This is a genomic window from Amycolatopsis magusensis (genome assembly GCF_017875555.1).
Lineage (GTDB): Bacteria > Actinomycetota > Actinomycetes > Mycobacteriales > Pseudonocardiaceae > Amycolatopsis > Amycolatopsis magusensis.
This window is the reverse complement of record NZ_JAGGMS010000001.1, coordinates 7,141,891-7,159,203: the sequence shown is the minus strand read 5'-3', so window position 1 is coordinate 7,159,203 and position 17,313 is coordinate 7,141,891. Positions and strand designations below refer to the sequence as shown.

9 protein-coding genes are annotated in these 17,313 nt (G+C 72.6%); 7 read left to right on the top strand and 2 right to left on the bottom strand.

The genetic code is table 11. The features are described 5' to 3' along the window. The first annotated feature begins 3 nt into the window (after window positions 1-3). From JOM49_RS31780 to JOM49_RS31750, 7 genes are read left to right on the top strand one after another with little or no spacing between them, the layout of a single operon-like run. Window positions 4-600 carry an acyl-CoA/acyl-ACP dehydrogenase gene (locus JOM49_RS31780; RefSeq protein ID WP_209667857.1) on the top strand — a complete coding sequence of 199 codons (597 nt, stop codon included), beginning with the start codon at window positions 4-6 and terminating at the stop codon, window positions 598-600. Beyond that, window positions 597-1,814, top strand: coding sequence for an acyl-CoA dehydrogenase family protein (locus JOM49_RS31775; RefSeq protein WP_209667856.1), 1,218 nt, complete (start codon window positions 597-599; stop codon window positions 1,812-1,814). Before JOM49_RS31780 ends, JOM49_RS31775 begins: the two co-directional genes overlap by 4 nt. Beyond that, entirely contained in the window at window positions 1,805-2,773 is a 969-nt protein-coding gene (locus tag JOM49_RS31770) for a pyridoxal-phosphate dependent enzyme (protein ID WP_209667855.1), read from the top strand. The genes JOM49_RS31775 and JOM49_RS31770 overlap by 10 nt, the downstream gene beginning before the upstream one ends. Continuing rightward, entirely contained in the window at window positions 2,770-12,786 is a 10,017-nt protein-coding gene (locus tag JOM49_RS31765; RefSeq protein ID WP_209667854.1) for a non-ribosomal peptide synthetase, read from the top strand. Before JOM49_RS31770 ends, JOM49_RS31765 begins: the two co-directional genes overlap by 4 nt. Beyond that, complete coding sequence (locus JOM49_RS31760) at window positions 12,783-13,673, top strand: ABC transporter permease (RefSeq protein ID WP_209667853.1); 891 nt, start codon at window positions 12,783-12,785, stop codon at window positions 13,671-13,673. The genes JOM49_RS31765 and JOM49_RS31760 overlap by 4 nt, the downstream gene beginning before the upstream one ends. 41 nt (window positions 13,674-13,714) lie before the next feature. After that, window positions 13,715-13,918, top strand: coding sequence for an MbtH family protein (locus JOM49_RS31755; RefSeq protein WP_209667852.1), 204 nt, complete (start codon window positions 13,715-13,717; stop codon window positions 13,916-13,918). After that, a complete protein-coding gene (locus JOM49_RS31750) occupies window positions 13,918-14,868 on the top strand; it encodes an ATP-binding cassette domain-containing protein (RefSeq protein WP_209667851.1) in 951 nt (316 codons plus the stop codon). The genes JOM49_RS31755 and JOM49_RS31750 overlap by 1 nt, the downstream gene beginning before the upstream one ends. Here the strand turns inward: JOM49_RS31750 and JOM49_RS31745 are convergent. Together JOM49_RS31745 and sbnA are read right to left on the bottom strand one after the other, a co-directional pair. Continuing rightward, the gene (locus JOM49_RS31745) at window positions 14,792-16,195 is read right to left on the bottom strand and encodes an MMPL family transporter (protein WP_209667850.1); all 1,404 of its coding nucleotides are present in this window, start codon (window positions 16,193-16,195) and stop codon (window positions 14,792-14,794) included. The genes JOM49_RS31750 and JOM49_RS31745 overlap by 77 nt on opposite strands. Before the next feature lie 123 nt (window positions 16,196-16,318). Continuing rightward, the gene (gene sbnA / locus JOM49_RS31740; protein WP_209667849.1) at window positions 16,319-17,308 is read right to left on the bottom strand and encodes a 2,3-diaminopropionate biosynthesis protein SbnA; all 990 of its coding nucleotides are present in this window, start codon (window positions 17,306-17,308) and stop codon (window positions 16,319-16,321) included. Window positions 17,309-17,313: the final 5 nt, after the last annotated feature.

Sequence of the window (17,313 nt, the reverse complement as noted above, 5' to 3'; positions counted from 1 at the left end):
GCCATGACGGCGATCGCGGGGGCGGACACCGGGCTGTGGCGCCGGTGTCACGGCACGGCCAGGGAACGCGGGCTCGCCCCCGCACTCGCCGCCCTGTTTTCGGCGCTGCCGCCCGGTATTTCCGTACTCGGGCCCGGTGGTTGCGCCGTGCTGCCCGCCGGGACGGACACCGGCGGTGTGGTGGTGCGGGAAGCGAACCCGCCCGGCGGCCCGGTGGTGCTGGTCCGGGGCGAACCCGGCCCCGGTGAGCCGGTGCTGGCGGTGGGCGCGCTCTGGCTGCGGCTCGGGCTTTCCCAGTACCTGCTGGACCGCTGCCTCGAGCACCTGGGGGAGCGGCGGACCGGCGACACCACCTTGCTGCGGCAGCAACTGGTCCAGGGCGCGATCGCCGAAGTGGTGACGCTGCACCTGCAGGTGCGCGCCGAACTGGCCGTCGCCGGGGATTCCCCCGACGAAGGATTGCTGCACGCCAAGCTCACCGAAGCCGACCGCGGCCTGTTGCGCCTGCTGGGTGCCGCGGGCTTCCTCGCGGGCGGGCCTGGCGAGGTCGCCGACCTCTCCGAACTGCTCGCCGGTGCCTTCACGGGAGAGACCGCATGACCGCCACCGTGCTCGACGACCGGCTCCTGGAACTGCGTGCGCAGGCCCGGCACTGGGCTGAGGACTTCCGCGCTTTCGGCACCGAACTGGACCGCGATCCCGACGCGGTGACCCGGTGCACGGAGTTGCCCGGCGTCCGGTGCCTGGCCGAGATGATCATCCCTGCCGAGTACGGCGGCCGGGGCGTGGCGGCCGGTGGCCACCGGTTCTTCGGCATGTCCGCGCTGGAACGCGCGGTGGTGCTGGAGGAGTTCGCCTGCGGGGACGCCGGAGTGCTGCTCGCCGCGCCCGGCGCGTCCATGTCCGGCGTGCTGGTCGACATGCTCGGCGACGAACAGCAGAAGGAATGGTTCTACGGCTCACTGCTGGAGAGTCCGAAGTGGACGTTCTTCGCGGTGACCGAACCGGCACGCGGATCTGATGCGAACGCCCTCGAAACCGCGCTGGAACCGGTGGAGGGCGGCGATTTCGTATTGTCCGGCCGGAAGAAGTACGTCGGCAACGCCGCCCGCGCGCGGCTCGGCGTGGTCTTCGCCCGTACGCGCCCGGGCCCGCTGGGGGTGACCGCGGTGCTGGTCGACACCACCACGCCCGGCTTCCGCGCCGAACCACTGGACATGATCGGCCTGCGAGGCGCGCGGATCTGCGCGATCGACCTGGATTCCGTCGCGATCCCCGCCGGGCGCGTGCTCGGCCGTCACCTTTCGCCCACCCGGCGCGGGATGTGGGCCTGCGCGCGGACGTTCAACCGGCTGCGGCCCGGGGTCGCCGCGATCGCGCTGGGCATCGCCCGCGCCGCCTATGAGTACGTGCTGACCCACCGGCGTTCACTCGGCCACGCCGAACGCGACCGGCTGGACCGGCTCGGCCGCCGGATCGACGGTGCCCGGCACCTGGTGCACCTGTCGGCCGTCGAGGTCGACGCCGACGCGGGCAACGGCTTCCTCGCCTCCGCCGCCAAGGCGGACGCCGCCCGGCTCGCCGAGGACGCCACCCTGCTGGCCGCCGGGTTCTTCGGCCCGCGTGCCCGCTGGGAACACCCGGCGCTGGACAAGCTCACCCGGGACGCCAGGGGCGTGGAGTTCATGGAAGGCACCGGGAACATCCAGAAGCTCAACGTTTTCCACGGCGTGCTGACCGGGAAGCTCGGCCGGGACGATCCGTTTCCCGCCTTCGGGCGCGTGCTTTCGACTGGAGGATCTTCGTGCGGGTGATAACCAGGCCGGAGGAGTTCGACGTCTCCGATCTCTACCTCGATCTCCACCGGTTCGCCGGACGGCGGCTGTTCCTCAAGTGCGAGGGCTTCAACTTCGCCGGCTCGGGCAAGCTGAACCCGGCCGCGGAGATGGTGGCCGCCGCCGAACGGGCGGGCACGCTGCGCCCGGGGTCGACCATGGTGGAGACCACCTCGGGCAGCACCGGGGTGGCGCTGAGCATGCTCGCGGCGAGCCGGGGCTACCGGTTCGTCTGCGTCACCGACTCGCGGTGCACCCTGACCGCGCGCCAGCTCATGCAGAACCTCGGCGCCGAGGTCCACGTGGTCACCGAACCGCATCCGGGCGAAGGCCTGCTGGGGGCCCGGCTGCGGCTGGTCCGGCGGCTCTGCACGGACAACCCGGGGTACGTCTGGCTCGACCAGTACGAGAACCCGGAGAACTGGCTGGCCCACTACCGGACGACCGGCCCGGCGATCCTGCACACCTTCCCGGAACTGGACGTGCTCTTCGTCGGCACGGACACCGCCGGGACCCTGACCGGCTGCGCGCGCTACTTCCGCGAGGTCCGGCCGTCCACGCGGATCGTCGCGGTGGAGAGCGCCGAACCGGCCCAGCGCATTCCCGGGCACGGCGAGTGCCGGCCCGGTCTGCTCGAAGAGTCCCTGGTGGACGCTGTGGTCCGGGTCGACGAGCCGGCCGCGGTGCGTGCCTGCCGTCGGCTGGTGCGGCAGGGTTTCCTGCTCGGCGGACCGACGGGCACCGTGCTGGCCGGGGCGCTGAACTGGCTGGCCGCGCACGGCGGCGAGGACCTGACCGCCGTGGCGATCTCGCCCGATCTCGGCGACCGCTACCTGGACACCGTCTACCAGGACCAGTGGGTGGCCGACAGTTACGGGCCCGGCGCGCTCCTCGACGACACCCTGACCGCCGAATCCTTCTCCGAGGTGCCCCGATGACCGCTGTCGACGCGACCCTGCCCCTGTCCACCGCGCAGACCGACGTCTGGTTCGACGAGCAGCTCTCCGGCGGGGGCCTCGCCTACGCGATGGCCGACTACCTGGACATCCGCGGCCCGCTCGACACCACGGTTTTCGAAGCCGCGCTGCATAGGCTGGCCGAGGAGGCGGAGTGCTTCCGGGCGCGGTTCTTCGAGGTGGCCGGTGAACCCCGGCAGGTCATCGAACCGCTGCCGGAGCTGCCGGTGCGCTACCCGGACCTGACCGGGGAGGCCGATCCGGTGACGGCGGCCGTGGCGTGGATGCACGAGGACCTGCGCAAGCCATTCGCGCTGACCGACTTCCCGCTGTTCCGCGGCGCGCTGCTCAAGCTGGGGCCGCGGCGGCACTTCTGGTACCTGACCACGCACCACCTGGTCGGCGACGGGTACAGCGCGGCGATCTGCCACCGGCGCCTCGGTGAGCTGTACAACGCGCTGCTGGCGGGTGAGTCCATTGAGGACGGCAGGCTGCCGTCGTTCCGGCACCTGCTGGAAGCCGACCTGGCCTACCAGGACTCCACCCACCGGGTGCGGGACAAGGAGTTCTGGAGCGGGCACTTCGAGTCCACTCCGGACCTGGTCAGCCTTTCCGGCTCCGAACCGGCGCCCGCCCGCGGGTTCCTGCGGCGCAGCCTGGTGCTGCCCGAGCGGACCGCGACCGCGGTGCGGGCGGCCGTGGCCGCGGCGAAGGTGACCCTGCCGACGTTCGTGATCGCCGCGATGGGTGCCTACACGCAACGGGTTTCCGGGCTGACCGAGCTGCTGCTCACCGTCCCGGTGGCGGCACGGGCGGGTGTGCGGTCGCGGGCCACGCCCGGCATGGTGGCGAACTACCTGCCGCTGCGCATGGTGGTGGAACCGGACATGACGCCGGGTGAACTGCTGGCGCGGTCGTCGCGTGAGCTCGCCAGGACCCTGAAGCACCAGCGCTACCACGTGAACCAGATCCGCCGCGACATCGGCGTGCGCAGCGACGAGCGCAGGCCGTTCGGCGGGCCGTTCGTCAACGTGCTGCCGCCCGACCCCGGGCTGCGCCTCGGCGAGTGCGAGACCCGGCTGAACAACCTGTCCACCGGGATCACCAACGACCTGTCGGTGACCGTGCTGGACGCCGTCGACGGTGGCATCGAACTGCACCTGAACGGCAACCCCGACCTCTACGACGCCCCCGGCGTGCAGGCTCACCTGGATCGCTTCGCCGCTTTCCTGGAGCGGTTCGCGCTGGCCGACCCGGACGGCTTCCTCGGCCGCGTGGACGTGCTCACCGAGGACGAGGCCGGTGCCGCGCTCGCGCTGGGCGTGGGTGCGCCCGGAACGGTCGACGCCGACCTGCTGACCCGGTTGCGGGCGGTCGCCGAAGCCACGCCGGACGCGGTCGCGGTGGTCGACGACGGTGGCGCGGTGACGTACGCGGCGTTGCTGGGCCGGGCGAGCGCGTTGTCGCGGCGGCTGCCGGGCGGGCTGGCCGGGGTGCTGGCCGAGCCCGGGATCGGGTTCGTCACGGCGGTGCTGGGCGTGCTGGGTTCGGGTGGGGCGTATGTGCCGCTGGACCCGTCGATGCCGGTGGCGCGGCTGGCCGGGTTGCTGGCGGACAGCGGCGCCGAAGCGCTGCTGGTCGGCCCCGGTCACGAGGAACTGGCGGCCCGCATCGCCGGGGAGTTGCCGTTGGTGCGGCTGGACGACGCCGAGGACGCGGCGGACTCGTGGGCGCCGGTGTCCGGCGCCCAGGACGACCTGGCGTACGTCATCTTCACTTCGGGCTCGACCGGCAAGCCCAAGGGCGCGATGGTGCACCGGCGCGGCATGGTGAACCACCTGCTGGCCAAGGTCGAGGACCTGGACCTGCGGGCGTCCGACGTGCTGGTCCAGAACGCGCCGCTGACCTTCGACGTGTCGGTGTGGCAGATGCTGGCGCCGCTCCTGGTCGGCGCGCAGGTGCGCGTGGTGGACCGGGCCACGGCCGCCGATCCGGACGCGTTGTTCGGCCTGATCCCCGGTGAAGGCGTATCGGTGCTCGAAGTGGTGCCTTCCCTGCTGCGGGCCGCCTTGGACGCCTGGGACATCGCGGGCGACGCGGTCGCGTTGCCGGGCTTGCGGTGGCTGGTGGTCACCGGGGAAGCGTTGCCGCCGGACCTGAGTACCCGGTGGTTCGCGCGCTTCCCGGAAATCCCGCTGGTGAACGCCTACGGCCCCACGGAATGCTCGGACGACGTGACGCACGCCGTGCTCCGGTCCGGCGAAGCGGGTGCCCGGGTGCCGATCGGCCGCCCGGTGCGGAACTGCCGGCTGTACGTGCTGGGTGACGAACTGCGCCCGGTGCCGGTCGGCGCGATGGGCGAACTCTACGTCGGCGGCCTGGTGGTCGGCCGGGGCTACGTGAACGCGCCCGAGCGGACGGCTTCGGTGTTCGTGGCCGATCCGTTCGGTGAGCCGGGTGCGCGGATGTACCGCACGGGGGACCGGGTGGTGTCGCGGCCGGACGGTTCGCTGGAGTTCGTGGAGCGCCGCGACTTCCAGGTGAAGATCCGCGGGCACCGCATCGAACTCGGCGAGATCGAGAGCACCCTGCGCTCGCTGCCGGAGGTCGCGGACGCCGTGGTGCGGGTGCTCACCGACCCCGCCGGGACCACCCGGCTCGCCGCCTACCTGACCAGCGCCGGGACCGGCGCGCTCGACGCGGCGGCGGTCCGCAGCACGCTGCAGCAGCTCATGCCGGACTACATGGTGCCCTCGGCGATGTTCGCCCTGGACCGGCTGCCGCTGACCGAGCACGGCAAGGTCGACCGGGAGGCGCTGCCCGAACCCGACTTCGGCGCCGAGCTGGTCGGCCGGGCCCCACGCGACGCGGCTGAACAGATCCTCTGCGACGTGCTGGCCGAGGTGCTGACCGTGCCCCGCGTCTACATCGACGACAACTTCTTCGCCCTCGGCGGCGACAGCATCAGCGCCATCCAGGTGGTCAGCCGCGCCCGCAAGGCGGGTCTGGTGATCACCCCGCGCGACATCCTGGAGAACCGGACCCCCGCGGCGATCGCGGTCGGCGCGACCGTCTCCGGCGCCACCGCCGACTTCGTGGCGCCCGAGGGCCCGCTGGTCGAGGTGTCGGCGGACGAGCTGGCCGAACTGACCGCCGACGGCGCCACCGTCGAGGACGTGCTGCCGCTTTCCCCGCTGCAGCAAGGACTCCTGTTCCATTCGGAGTTCGATCCGGACGGTGTGGACGTCTACACCGTGCAGGCCGTGGCGAACCTCGAAGGCCCACTCGACGTGGCCGCCGTGCGGGCCGCCTGTGCCGCGTTGCTGCACCGGCACGCCACGTTGCGCGCGTACTTCCGGCACCTCCGGACCGGCGAGGCCGTGCAGGTGATCGCGGCCGGGGTCGGCCTGCCCTGGACCGAACTCGACCTGAGCCACCTCCCGGCGTCGGAGCGGGACGCGGAACTGCGGCGGATCCTCGACGAGGACCGCGCCAGCCGGTTCGACCTCGCCCGCCCGCCGCTGGTGCGGTTCACCCTGATCAAGATGGCGGCGGGGGAGTTCCGCTTCCTCTGGACCGCGCACCACATCGCCACCGACGGCTGGTCGGTGCCCATCCTCATCCGCGAGCTCTCCGAGCTGTACCAGCACGGTCCGGCCGCCGGGCTGCCCGCGGTGACCCCGTTCCGCGACTACCTGGCCTGGCTGGCCGGGCAGGACCAGGTGGCCGCGCGGCGGGCCTGGCGCACGGTGCTGGACGGGCTCGCGGAACCGACCCGGATCGCGCCGCCCGCCGCGGAACCGGCGCGGTCGCTGCCCGCCTCGGCCGAGCTGGCACTGTCCGAATCGGACACCGCCCGGCTCTCGGCCTGGGCCAGGGGCCACGAACTGACGTTGAACACCCTCGTGCAGGCGTGCTGGGCGATCCTGGTCGGCAGGCTCGCCGGGCAACGTGACGTGGTGTTCGGTTCGGTCACCTCGGGCCGCCCGGCGGAACTGCCCGGCGTCGAAACGATGGTCGGCATGTTCGTCAACACCGTGCCGGTCCGGGCGCGGCTGGACCCGGCCCGGCCGATCGCCGAGCTGCTCGCCGAACTCCGGCGGCAGCAGTCGGCGATGCTGTCCTCGCAGCACGTCGGGCTCGCCGAGGTGCAGAACGAGGTGCCAGGGTTGGCCGGGGTGGGCGAGCTGTTCGACACCGCGGTGGTGTTCGAGAACGTGCCCGCCGACGACCAGGGCCCGCAGGTGACGCTCGGCGAGCACGTGCGGGTGGTCGACGCGGTGACCCTCGACTCGCGGCACTACCCGCTCAGCCTGGTGGTGGAACCGGGGCGGCGCCTGCTGTTCCGCTTCGACTACGCCACGGAACTGTTCGCCCCGGCGGAGATCGAGCTGCTGACCCGCCGTTTTTCGGCGCTGCTGGACGCGGTCACCACTGATCCCGCCGCACTGCTGGGCCGGGTCGACGTGGTGACCCGCGACGAGCACGACGAGCTGCTGGCGCGAGGGGCCGGGGCGATCGGCGAAGTCGGCGAGCCGCTGCTGACCCGCCTGCGGACGGTCGCCGGGGCCAACCCGGACGCGGTCGCGGTGGTCGACGACGGTGGCGCGGTGACGTATTCGGCGTTGCTGGAGCGAGCGAACGCGGTGGCGCGACGACTGCCCGCCGGGCTGGTTGGCGTGCTGGCCGACCCGGGCATCGGGTTCATCTCCGCCATCCTGGGCGCCTGGAGCGCCGGCGGCGCGTACCTGCCGCTGGACGCCTCGATGCCGGAAGCGCGGCTGGCGGCCTTGCTCGCGGACAGCGGCGCCGAGGCCTTGGTGGTCGGACCGGGACACGACGAGCTGGCGGCACGAATCGCCGGGAACCTGCCGTCGGTCACGCTGGACGACGCCCGGGAAGCAACGAGCCGCGCTGTGTCCACAGAGGACGACGCGCTGGCGTACGTGATCTTCACCTCCGGGTCCACGGGCAAGCCCAAGGGCGCGATGGTGCACCAGCGGGGCATGGTGAACCACCTGCTCGCCAAGGTCGAGGACCTGGATCTGCGTGCCACGGACATCGTGGTGCAGAACGCGCCGCTGACCTTCGACGTGTCGGTGTGGCAGATGCTGGCGCCGCTCCTGGTCGGCGCGCAGGTGCGCGTGGTCGGCCGCACCACGGCCGCCGATCCCGACGCGTTGTTCGGGCTCATCCCGGCCGAGGGCGTGTCCGTGCTGGAAGTGGTGCCGTCGCTGCTGCGGGTGGCTCTGGACGCCTGGGACATCGCGGGCGCCGAGGTCACGTTGCCCGGGTTGCGGTGGCTGGTGGTCACCGGGGAGGCGCTGCCGCCGGATCTGTGTGTCCGCTGGTTCGCGCGTTTCCCGGGCATCCCGCTGGTGAACGCGTTCGGGCCGACCGAATGCTCGGACGACGTCACCCACGCCTTCCTGTATTCCGGTGAGGACTGCGCCGGGGGCCGCGTGCCGATCGGCCGCCCGGTGCGGAACTCCCGGCTGTACGTGCTCAGCGACGAGTTGCGCCCGGTGCCGGCCGGGGTTCCGGGCGAGCTGTACGTCGGCGGGCTGGTGGTCGGGCGGGGTTATGTGAACGCGCCCGAGCGGACGGCTTCGGTGTTCGTCGCGGATCCGTTCGGCGAGCGGGGTGCGCGGATGTACCGCACCGGCGATCGGGTGGTCTCACGACCGGACGGCTCGCTGGAGTTCGTGGAGCGCCGGGACTTCCAGGTGAAGATCCGTGGCCACCGCATCGAACTCGGTGAGATCGAAGCCGTGCTCGCCGCGCATCCCGCGGTCGGCGAAACCGTGGTGCTGGTGCGTGGTGAGAAGAGCGACCAGCGGCTGGTGGCCTATGTGGTGCCCACCGAACCGGTCGACCCCGCCGAGCTGCGCGAGCACCTCGGTGACCGGCTCCCGGCCTACATGGTGCCCCACGCGCTGGTCATGCTGGAGAAGTTCCCGCTCACCGCCCACGGCAAGGTCGACCGCAAGGCACTGCCCGCTCCCGAGGAAGAGGAGCGGCAGCAGGCCAGGGGACCGCGGACGCCGGTGGAGGAAACCCTCTGCGGCATCTACGCCGAGGTGCTCGGCCTGGCCTCGGTCGGCATCGACGAGGACTTCTTCACCTTGGGCGGGCATTCGCTGCTGGCGACCGCGGTGGTCAGCCGGGTGCGGTCCGCGCTGGACGCCGAACTGCCGGTGCGGGACCTGTTCGAGGCCCGGACCGTCGCCCGGCTCGCCGAACGGCTCGCTTCCGCCGGTCAGGCCCGGGCCGGTTTCCGGAAGCTCGACCGGCCCGAGCGGCCGCCGCTGTCCTTCGCGCAGTTACGCATGTGGTTCCTGAACCGGCTCGACGGGGACGGCGGCGCCTACAACATCTCCCTGGCCGTCCGCCTTTCCGGTGATGTGGAGCCGTCGGCGCTGGTCACGGCCGTCGAAGACGTGATCGCGCGGCACGAGATCCTCCGCACCACCTTCCCGGACCAGGACGGCGTGCCGTACCAGCGGATCCTGGGCGCCGGGCTGCCGCTCGAAGCGACCACGCTCACCGAAGCCGACCTGACCGCGACGCTCTCCGCGGAAGCGGCCCGTGGCTTCGACCTCGCCCTCGACCGTCCATTCCGGACCCGCCTGTTCCGGCTCGGCGACGAGTACGTGCTCCTGCTGGTGCTCCACCACATCGCCGGGGACGCCTGGTCGGTGGACGTGCTCGCCCGCGACCTCGCCACCGCCTACCAGCACCGGCTCGCCGGCCGGGCACCCGGCTGGGCCGAACTGCCCGCGCAGTACGCGGACTACGCCGTGTGGCAACGCGAACTGCTCGGCGACACGGACCGGGACGAGAGCGTGCTGAACCGGCAGCTGGACTTCTGGCGTGGCGCGCTGGCCGGGGTGCCGGACGAACTGGCGCTGCCCGCCGACCTGCCGCGGACGGCCGCGACCGCCTACCGCGGCGGCACGGTCGAGTTCGACCTGCCGCCTGCGGTCCACAAGAGACTGTCCGACCTGGCTCAGCGCGCCGGGGCCAGTGTGTTCATGGTGCTCCAGGCCGCGGTCGCCACCCTGCTGGCGAAGCTCGGGGCCGGTGCCGACATCCCGCTGGGCAGCCTGGTCGCCGGGCGGACCGACGAAGCCGTGCACGACCTGGTCGGCTTCTTCGTCAACACGGTGGTGCTGCGCACGGACACCGGCGGCGACCCCCGGTTCACCGAACTGGTGGAGCGCGTCCGTGACACCGACCTGGCCGCCTACGCCCACCAGGAACTGCCGTTCGAGCACCTGCTCGACACGCTGCGCCCGGCCCGGTCGCTGTCCCGCCAGCCGTTGTTCCAGGTGATGCTGGCCCACTACGAGGTCCCGGAAGCCGGGTTCGACCTCGGTGGCCTGCGCGTGCGGCCGGAACCGCTGCCCGCCACCCACGCCAAGTTCAAGTTCGACCTGACCTTCCAGTTCGGCGAACGCCGCGCGGGCGGCGGACTGGAAGGGACCGTCGAGTACAGCGCCGACCTGTTCAGCGCCGAAGCGGCCGGGCGGCTCGGCGCGCGCCTCACCCGCCTGCTCACCGCGGTGGCCGCCGACCCGGACCGGCCGCTGAGCCGGATCGACGTGCTCACCACCGCCGAACGCGGGCGGGTGCTGAACGAGTGGGGTGGGCTGGCCACCGGGCCGGAGGCCGATCTCGCCCGGCTGCTCACCGGCCGCGCCACCGCGACGGCGTTGACCGGCGACGGCATGTCCCTGACCTACGCGGAACTGCGGTCGCGGGTGCACCGGCTCGCCAGGGCGCTCCTCACCGCCGGGGCCGGACCGGAGAAGGTCGTCACGATCGCTTCGGCGGCTCCGGTGGAGAGGCTGGTCGCCGTACTGGCCGTGCTCACCGCGGGTGCCGTCTACCACCTGCCGGGTTCGTCGGCCGAGGTCGAACCGTTCCTGGTGCTCGACCGGGAATTCGACACGGCGGAATTCTCCGCGATGAGGCCGAAAATCCAGTCGCTCCCGGGGCAGGCCGCGTCGGTGACCGGCGACGGTGTCGTGCTGTCGCGTGGCGCGCTCGCGGACGTGGTCGCCGGGTTGCGGGACCAGATCCGCACCAAGGACCGGGTCTCCCTGCCCAGCGACGACTACGCGATCCCGGCGGCGCTGGCGACCTTCCTCGCGGGTGGCGCGGTGCTGCTCGGAAGCTCTGGCGACCCGACCGTCCTGCTGGCCACGCCCACCCAGCTCAAGTCCCGCCCGGATTTCGAAGGCGTGCGGGTGCTCGCCACCGGAGAACCTCTCAGCGGCGCACTGGCCGATCGCGTGCACGACCACGGCGGAAGCGTGCTGAACCACTACGGCCGTCGAGAGGCCGGCTACTTCTCGGTGGCCGCCGAACCGAAGCATGGTGACGCGATCGCGGCACTGGGCAAGCCGATGCCGGGCGTCCGGGCGTACGTGCTGGACGAAGGGCTGCGGCCGGTCGCCCCGGGCGTCCGCGGCGAGCTGTACCTCGGCGGCGCACGACTGGCGCGGGGGTACTTCGGCCACACTTCCCGGACCGCACACCGGTTCGTCGCTGATCCGTTCGGCCCGCCGGGAGCTCGGATGTTCCGCACCGGTGACCTGGTGCGTTGGCGGGCTGACGGCACCCTGGACTTCCTCGCGAGGGCGGGGCAGGAGGCCCGCGTGCGCGGGTTCGCCGTCCGCCCGGCAGAGATCGAGACCGCGCTGGCCGCGTACCCGGCGGTGGCGGCGGCTGCGGTGGTGGTGCGCGACGACCGCCTGCTCGCCTACCTGACCGCGGACGGCGTGGACCTGGTCCTCCTGCGTGAGCACCTGGCGCAGGTCCTGCCGGACTTCGCCGTGCCGTCGGCCTTCGTGGTGCTGGACGCGCTCCCGCTCACCCCGGACGGACGGCTCGACCACGCGGCCCTGCCCGAACCGGCACCGCAGGCCCGCACCGGGCCGGGCACTCCGGCCGAGGAGGTCCTGCGGGCGGCGTTCGCCGAAACCCTCGGGCTGGCCACGGTCGACGTCGACGCGGACTTCTTCGAACTGGGAGGTGACAGCCTGCGCTCGGTCCGGCTGGTCGCCCTCGCCCGCAAGGCCGGGCTGCCGCTCAGCGTGGCCGACGTGCTGACCCACGGCACCATCGAGCGCCTGGCCGCCACGGCGGGCCGGGCCGAGGTCACCGGCGCGCTGGTCGAGGCGTTCGCGCCGGTGCTCCCCATCCGGCCCACCGGCGACCGGGAACCGTTGTTCTGCGTGCACGCCGGGCTCGGGCTCAGCCTGCCCTACCTCGGATTGGCCCGGTACCTCGACGCCGGACGCCCGATCTACGGCCTCCAGTCACCGAACATCGACGAGGACCGGGAGTTCCCGGCCAGCGTGGAGGAAGTGGCGGCGGAGTACCTCGGCCGGATCACCGCGATCCAGCCCGAAGGGCCGTACCACCTGCTCGGCTGGTCGTTCGGCGGCCTGCTGGTGCACGAGATCGCCGTCCAGCTCCAGGCCGCGGGCCACCAGGTGGCGCTGTTGTCCATTTTGGACAGCTACCCGGTGGACGACGAGACCGAGGAGGTGCCGTCGGAACGCGAACTGCTGACCAGCTTCCTGGAACACGTCGGGTTCGACGGCGAGCGGTTCGCCGGGGCCGAGCTGACCGCCGAGGACGTGCTCGAGGTGCTGCGCCGCGGTGACTCGCGGCTGGCCGACATCGGCGAGGAACGGATGAAAAGGGTGCTGGCGGTGATGAACAACAACGCCCGGCTCGCCCATCGGTACCGGCCGCCGAAGTTCACCGGCGGCCGCCAATTGGTCATCGCCACCGACGGGCTCAGCCCCAAGGAGATCGCCGGCCGGGCGAGCCGGTGGGCGCCGTTCACCGGCGGCGCGGTCGAGGTGCACGAGCTCGACTGCGGTCACGAATACTTGATGCATTCCGCACCACAGGGCCGGATCGGTGCCCTGCTGGCCGCGCGGCTCGACCGGTCCACGTCCGCCGAAGGGGAGCTATGAGCACCGCGTCCACCATCCCAGCCTCCACCAGCCCGGGGCCCGCCGATCCGGAGCCCGCGGACCCGCGGCCCGCCGGTCGTGTGTCCACTGAGGACCGCAAGAGCGTGCCGTTCACCGCGGCCGTGGAGACGCTGGCACTGGCCGGGCGCCGCCTGGTCCACCTGCGCAAGGCCCCCGGCAGGCTGCTCGCGGTCACGCTGAACTCGCTGATCACCATGCTCGCCATCGGGTACGTGTTCAAGGACGCGGTGATCGTGCCCGGCGGCGGCAGCTACCCCGAGTTCCTGCTGCCCGCGGCGCTGATGCAGGTCGGGCTGGCCAGCATCGCGCCCACCGCGATCGCGGTGGCGATGGACCTCAAGGGCGGGCTGACCGACCGGTTCCGCTCCCTGCCGATCACCCGGCCCAGCGTGCTGATCGGGCACACCATCGGGGACCTGGTGGTCGGCCTGATCGCGCTGGTGCTGGTGGTGGGCGCCGGGGTGCTGGTCGGCGGCCGCGTGCACACCGGCTTCCTGCCGCTGCTCGCCGGACTCGGCCTGCTGGTGGTCTTCCTCTACGTGATGATCTGGGTGGGCGTGCTGCTCGGCCTGACCATGCGCAACCCCGAGTCGATCGACGGCATCGGCGCGGTGATGACCCTCGGGCTTTCCTTCCTCTCCAACGCCTTCATGTCCATCGACCGGCTGCCGTCCTGGCTGCGCCCGATCGCCGAGTGGAACCCGGTCAGCTCGGTCACCAACGCCGTGCGCCAGCTCTGGGGCAACCCGGTGGCCGTCGGCACCGACTTCCCCTCCCGCCACCCCGGCGTGGTGATCGCCGTCTCGCTGACGGTGGTCTTCGTGCTGGCCACCCTGTTCAGCTTCCGCCGCTACCGGGTCGCCTGAGGCAGGCGGAAACCCCTCCACGAGAGAATCGGAGTGCCGACGTGACAAACCCTTTCGACGACCAGGACGGGACGTTCCTGGCGCTGGTGAACGCCGAAGAGCAGTACAGCCTCTGGCCGGTCTTCGCCGAGGTGCCCGTGGGCTGGACCGTGGCGCTCGGCGAGTGCACGCGGGAGCAGGCGCTGGCCTTCGTCAGCGCCAACTGGACCGATCTGCGCCCGAAGAGCCTCCGGGAAGCCCGCTGATGCGCGCCGGGGCGGACCTCGCGATCGAGGCCGAGGGCCTGCGCAAGCGCTACGGCAAGCACGACGCGCTCGGCGGGGTCGACCTGTCCGTGCGCGCGGGCACCGTGCTCGGCCTGCTCGGGCCGAACGGCGCCGGCAAGACCACCACCGTGCGGGTGCTCGCCACCCTGCTGCGCCCGGACGGCGGCACCGCCAGGGTGGCCGGGTTCGACGTGGTCAGCGAGGCCAAGCAGGTGCAGCGGCGGATCGGCCTGGCCGGGCAGTACGCCGCGGTGGACGAACTGCTCACCGGGCGGCAGAACCTGGTGCTGCTGGGCACCCTGCTGCACCTCGGCCGCAAGGCGGCCAAGGCACGGGCGGGCGAACTGCTGGAGCGCTTCGGCCTGAGCGCCGCGGCGGACCGGTCGGTGCAGACCTACTCCGGTGGCATGCGGCGGCGCCTCGACCTGGCCACCTGCCTGCTCGCCCGCCCGCCGGTGCTGTTCCTCGACGAGCCGACCACCGGGCTCGACCCGGCCAGCCGGATGACGCTGTGGACGCTGGTGCGCGAGCTGGTCGACGAGGGCGTCACCGTGCTGCTCACCACGCAGTACCTGGAGGAGGCCGACTTCCTCGCCGACCACATCGTGGTGATCGACACCGGCCGGGTGATCGCCGAGGGCACCGCCGACGAGCTGAAGCGCAAGGTGGGCCAGGAACGGCTGGAGGTCTCGGTCACCGGCGGGCTCGCCGAAGCCGTCGCCGCGCTGTCGCGGGTCACCGCGAGCGCGCCGGTGGTGGACGAGCGCAAGCGGAGCATCGCGATCGAACTGCACGACAACGCCACCGGGATCGCCGCGGCGGCCACGGCGCTGCGGGAAGCGGGGGTGGAGTTCAGTGATTTCGCGCTGCGCCGCCCGACCCTGGACGAGGTCTTCCTCGACCTGACCGGGAGTGCGCCCGCGGAGTGATCCGCCGCCACCAGCTCAGCTGCCCGCCCAGCGAGATCAGGACGGGCAGCACGAGGGTGCGCACGAGCACCGCGTCCACCAGCAGAGCGGCCGCGGTGCTCCAGCCGAACGCCCGGAACTCGCCGGTGCCGGCCAGGCCGAAGGCGATGCAGGCGCCGAACGCGACGGCCACCGCCCCGCCGATCGCGCTCGCGCTGCGGCGGACCCCGCCGGTCATCGCGTGCCGCGCCGACATCCCGGTCAGGGCCTCGCTGCGGAACCGGTGCAGCAGGTAGACGTGGATGTCGGTGGACGGCCCGGACAGCACCACCAGCAGCACCATCGGCGCCCACTCGGGGATGTGCGCCACCTGCATGGCCAGCAGGCCCAGCGCCACCAGCACGGAGAGCACGCCCAGCGCGACGCTGGCCAGCGCCACCAGGATCGGCCGGAACGCGATCAGCAGCACCAGCACGGTCAGCACCAGCATCAGCACCAGGGTCAGCACCGCGTCGCCGCTGAGGTAGGGCGGCGCGCCGGGCAGGTCGTGCACGCCGGCCGAGCGCAGCAGGAAGTGCAGCAACCCGAGCAGCGCCAGCAGGCCGACCACCGGCGCGGCCAGCCGGGCGGCCAGTCGCGGGGTGTCGCGGTGCACCCGCAGCGCGGGGACGCGGCCCGGCCACCACCGCCGGATCCGCCGGGGTGCCGGGACCGGCAGGAGCGCGAGCAACGCGGGCAGCAGGGTGAGCGCGGCACTGGTCGACACGGCCACCACCACGATCGCGCCGAACGCCACCGGCGCCAGCAGCGCGTCGCCGACCAGCCACAGCCCGGTCATCGAGACCGCGATGGCGATACCGGAGACCAGCGCGGTGCGGCCCGCGGTCGCGGCGACCACCTGCGCGGTGTCCGGGATGTCCCGCCCGTCCGCCACCGCTTCCTGGTGGCGCCGCACGGAGAACAGCACGTGGTCCGCCGAGACCACCACCCCCAGCAGCACCACGACGTCGCAGGCCAGGTGGGAGGTCGGCAGCACGGAGGACAGGGCGGTCACCAGGCCGAGCGCGGTGGCGAGCACCGCGCCCAGGAACAACGCCGCGGCCAGCGTCACCAGCGCCGAGCCGAGCACCAGCCACAACAACGCCACCACCACCGGCGCCCCCAGCACCAGCAGCTTCGCCGGATCGGTCGCCACCACCGCGGTGACCGAGCCGGGGAGGCCGGGTGCCAGGCGCAGCCCGGTCCCGGCGCCCCCGAGTGCGGCCACCGAGAGGAACACCAGCCAGGCCGCCAGGGTGCCGTGGGGGTGACCGGCGCACCAGCGAGCCGCCCGGGCTGTCAGTGGCATTTCCAAGACCGCTCCCTCATCCGGCGCCGCCGGCAGGTGCGGCACAGGGATCGACGACGGTTCTCAGAATGTCGTACCGTGATCGCCCGCACACGGGGCGTGCCACCCCAGTTTGGGGTGGTGCTAGCTCCCGAGCCGGAGGCCGTGGTGCGGTGCTTCCGGGCGCAGCACTTCCTCGCCGTAGAGGTCGGCGGCCCACTGGTCGTGGTAGACGGTGTCGAGGTACCGGTCGCCGAGGTCCGGGGCGATCGCCACCGCGGTGGCCCCCCGGTCCCGGCGGTGCTCGCCGAACCAGCTCAGCGCCCCGCTCACGACCGTCCCGGTGGAGCCGCCGAAGACGAACCCGCGCCCGGCCAGCAGGCGGCAGGTGCGCACGGTGTCCGCCTCCGCCACGTGCACCACGTCGTCCACGAAGGACATGTCGAGCAGGGGCGGGCGCACCCCGGTGCCCAGTCCGGGGATCATCCGGGGCGCGGCCGGGGTGCCGAAGGTGACCGAGCCGACCGAGTCGACCGCCACCACCCGCACACCGGGCCGGTGTTCACGCAGGTACCGCGCGCAGCCCATCAGCGTGCCGGTGGTCCCGGCGCCGATGAACACCACGTCCGCGTCGGGGAAACCACCGGCGATCTCCGGGCCGGTGGTCCGGTAGTGCGCCTGCCAGTTCCCCGGGTTGGCGTACTGGTTGAGCCAGACGTACCCGTTCCGGGCGCAGAGCTGTTCCACCCGCGCGATCCGGGCGCCGAGCAGGCCGCGCTCCGGGTGCGGTTCGGTGATCACCTGCACGCGCGCGCCGAGGGTCTGCATCAGCTGGCGGGCGCCGAGCGTGCAGCGCGAGTCGGTGACGCAGACGAACCCGTACCCGCGGCCCGCGGCGACCAGGCTCAGCGCCACGCCGAGGTTCCCGGACGAGCTTTCCACCAGGGTGGAGCCGGGGCCCAGTTCGCCCCGGCGCTCGGCGGCGGCCACCATCTCGGTGGCCGCCTTGATCTTGATCGACCCGGCGAAGTTGAACCCCTCGCACTTGAGGAAGAGGGACGCGCCGGCGAACTCGGTGAGGTCGACGAACAGATCGCCGACGTTGAACTCCTGGGGCGTGGTTATGATCGGCACGGTTC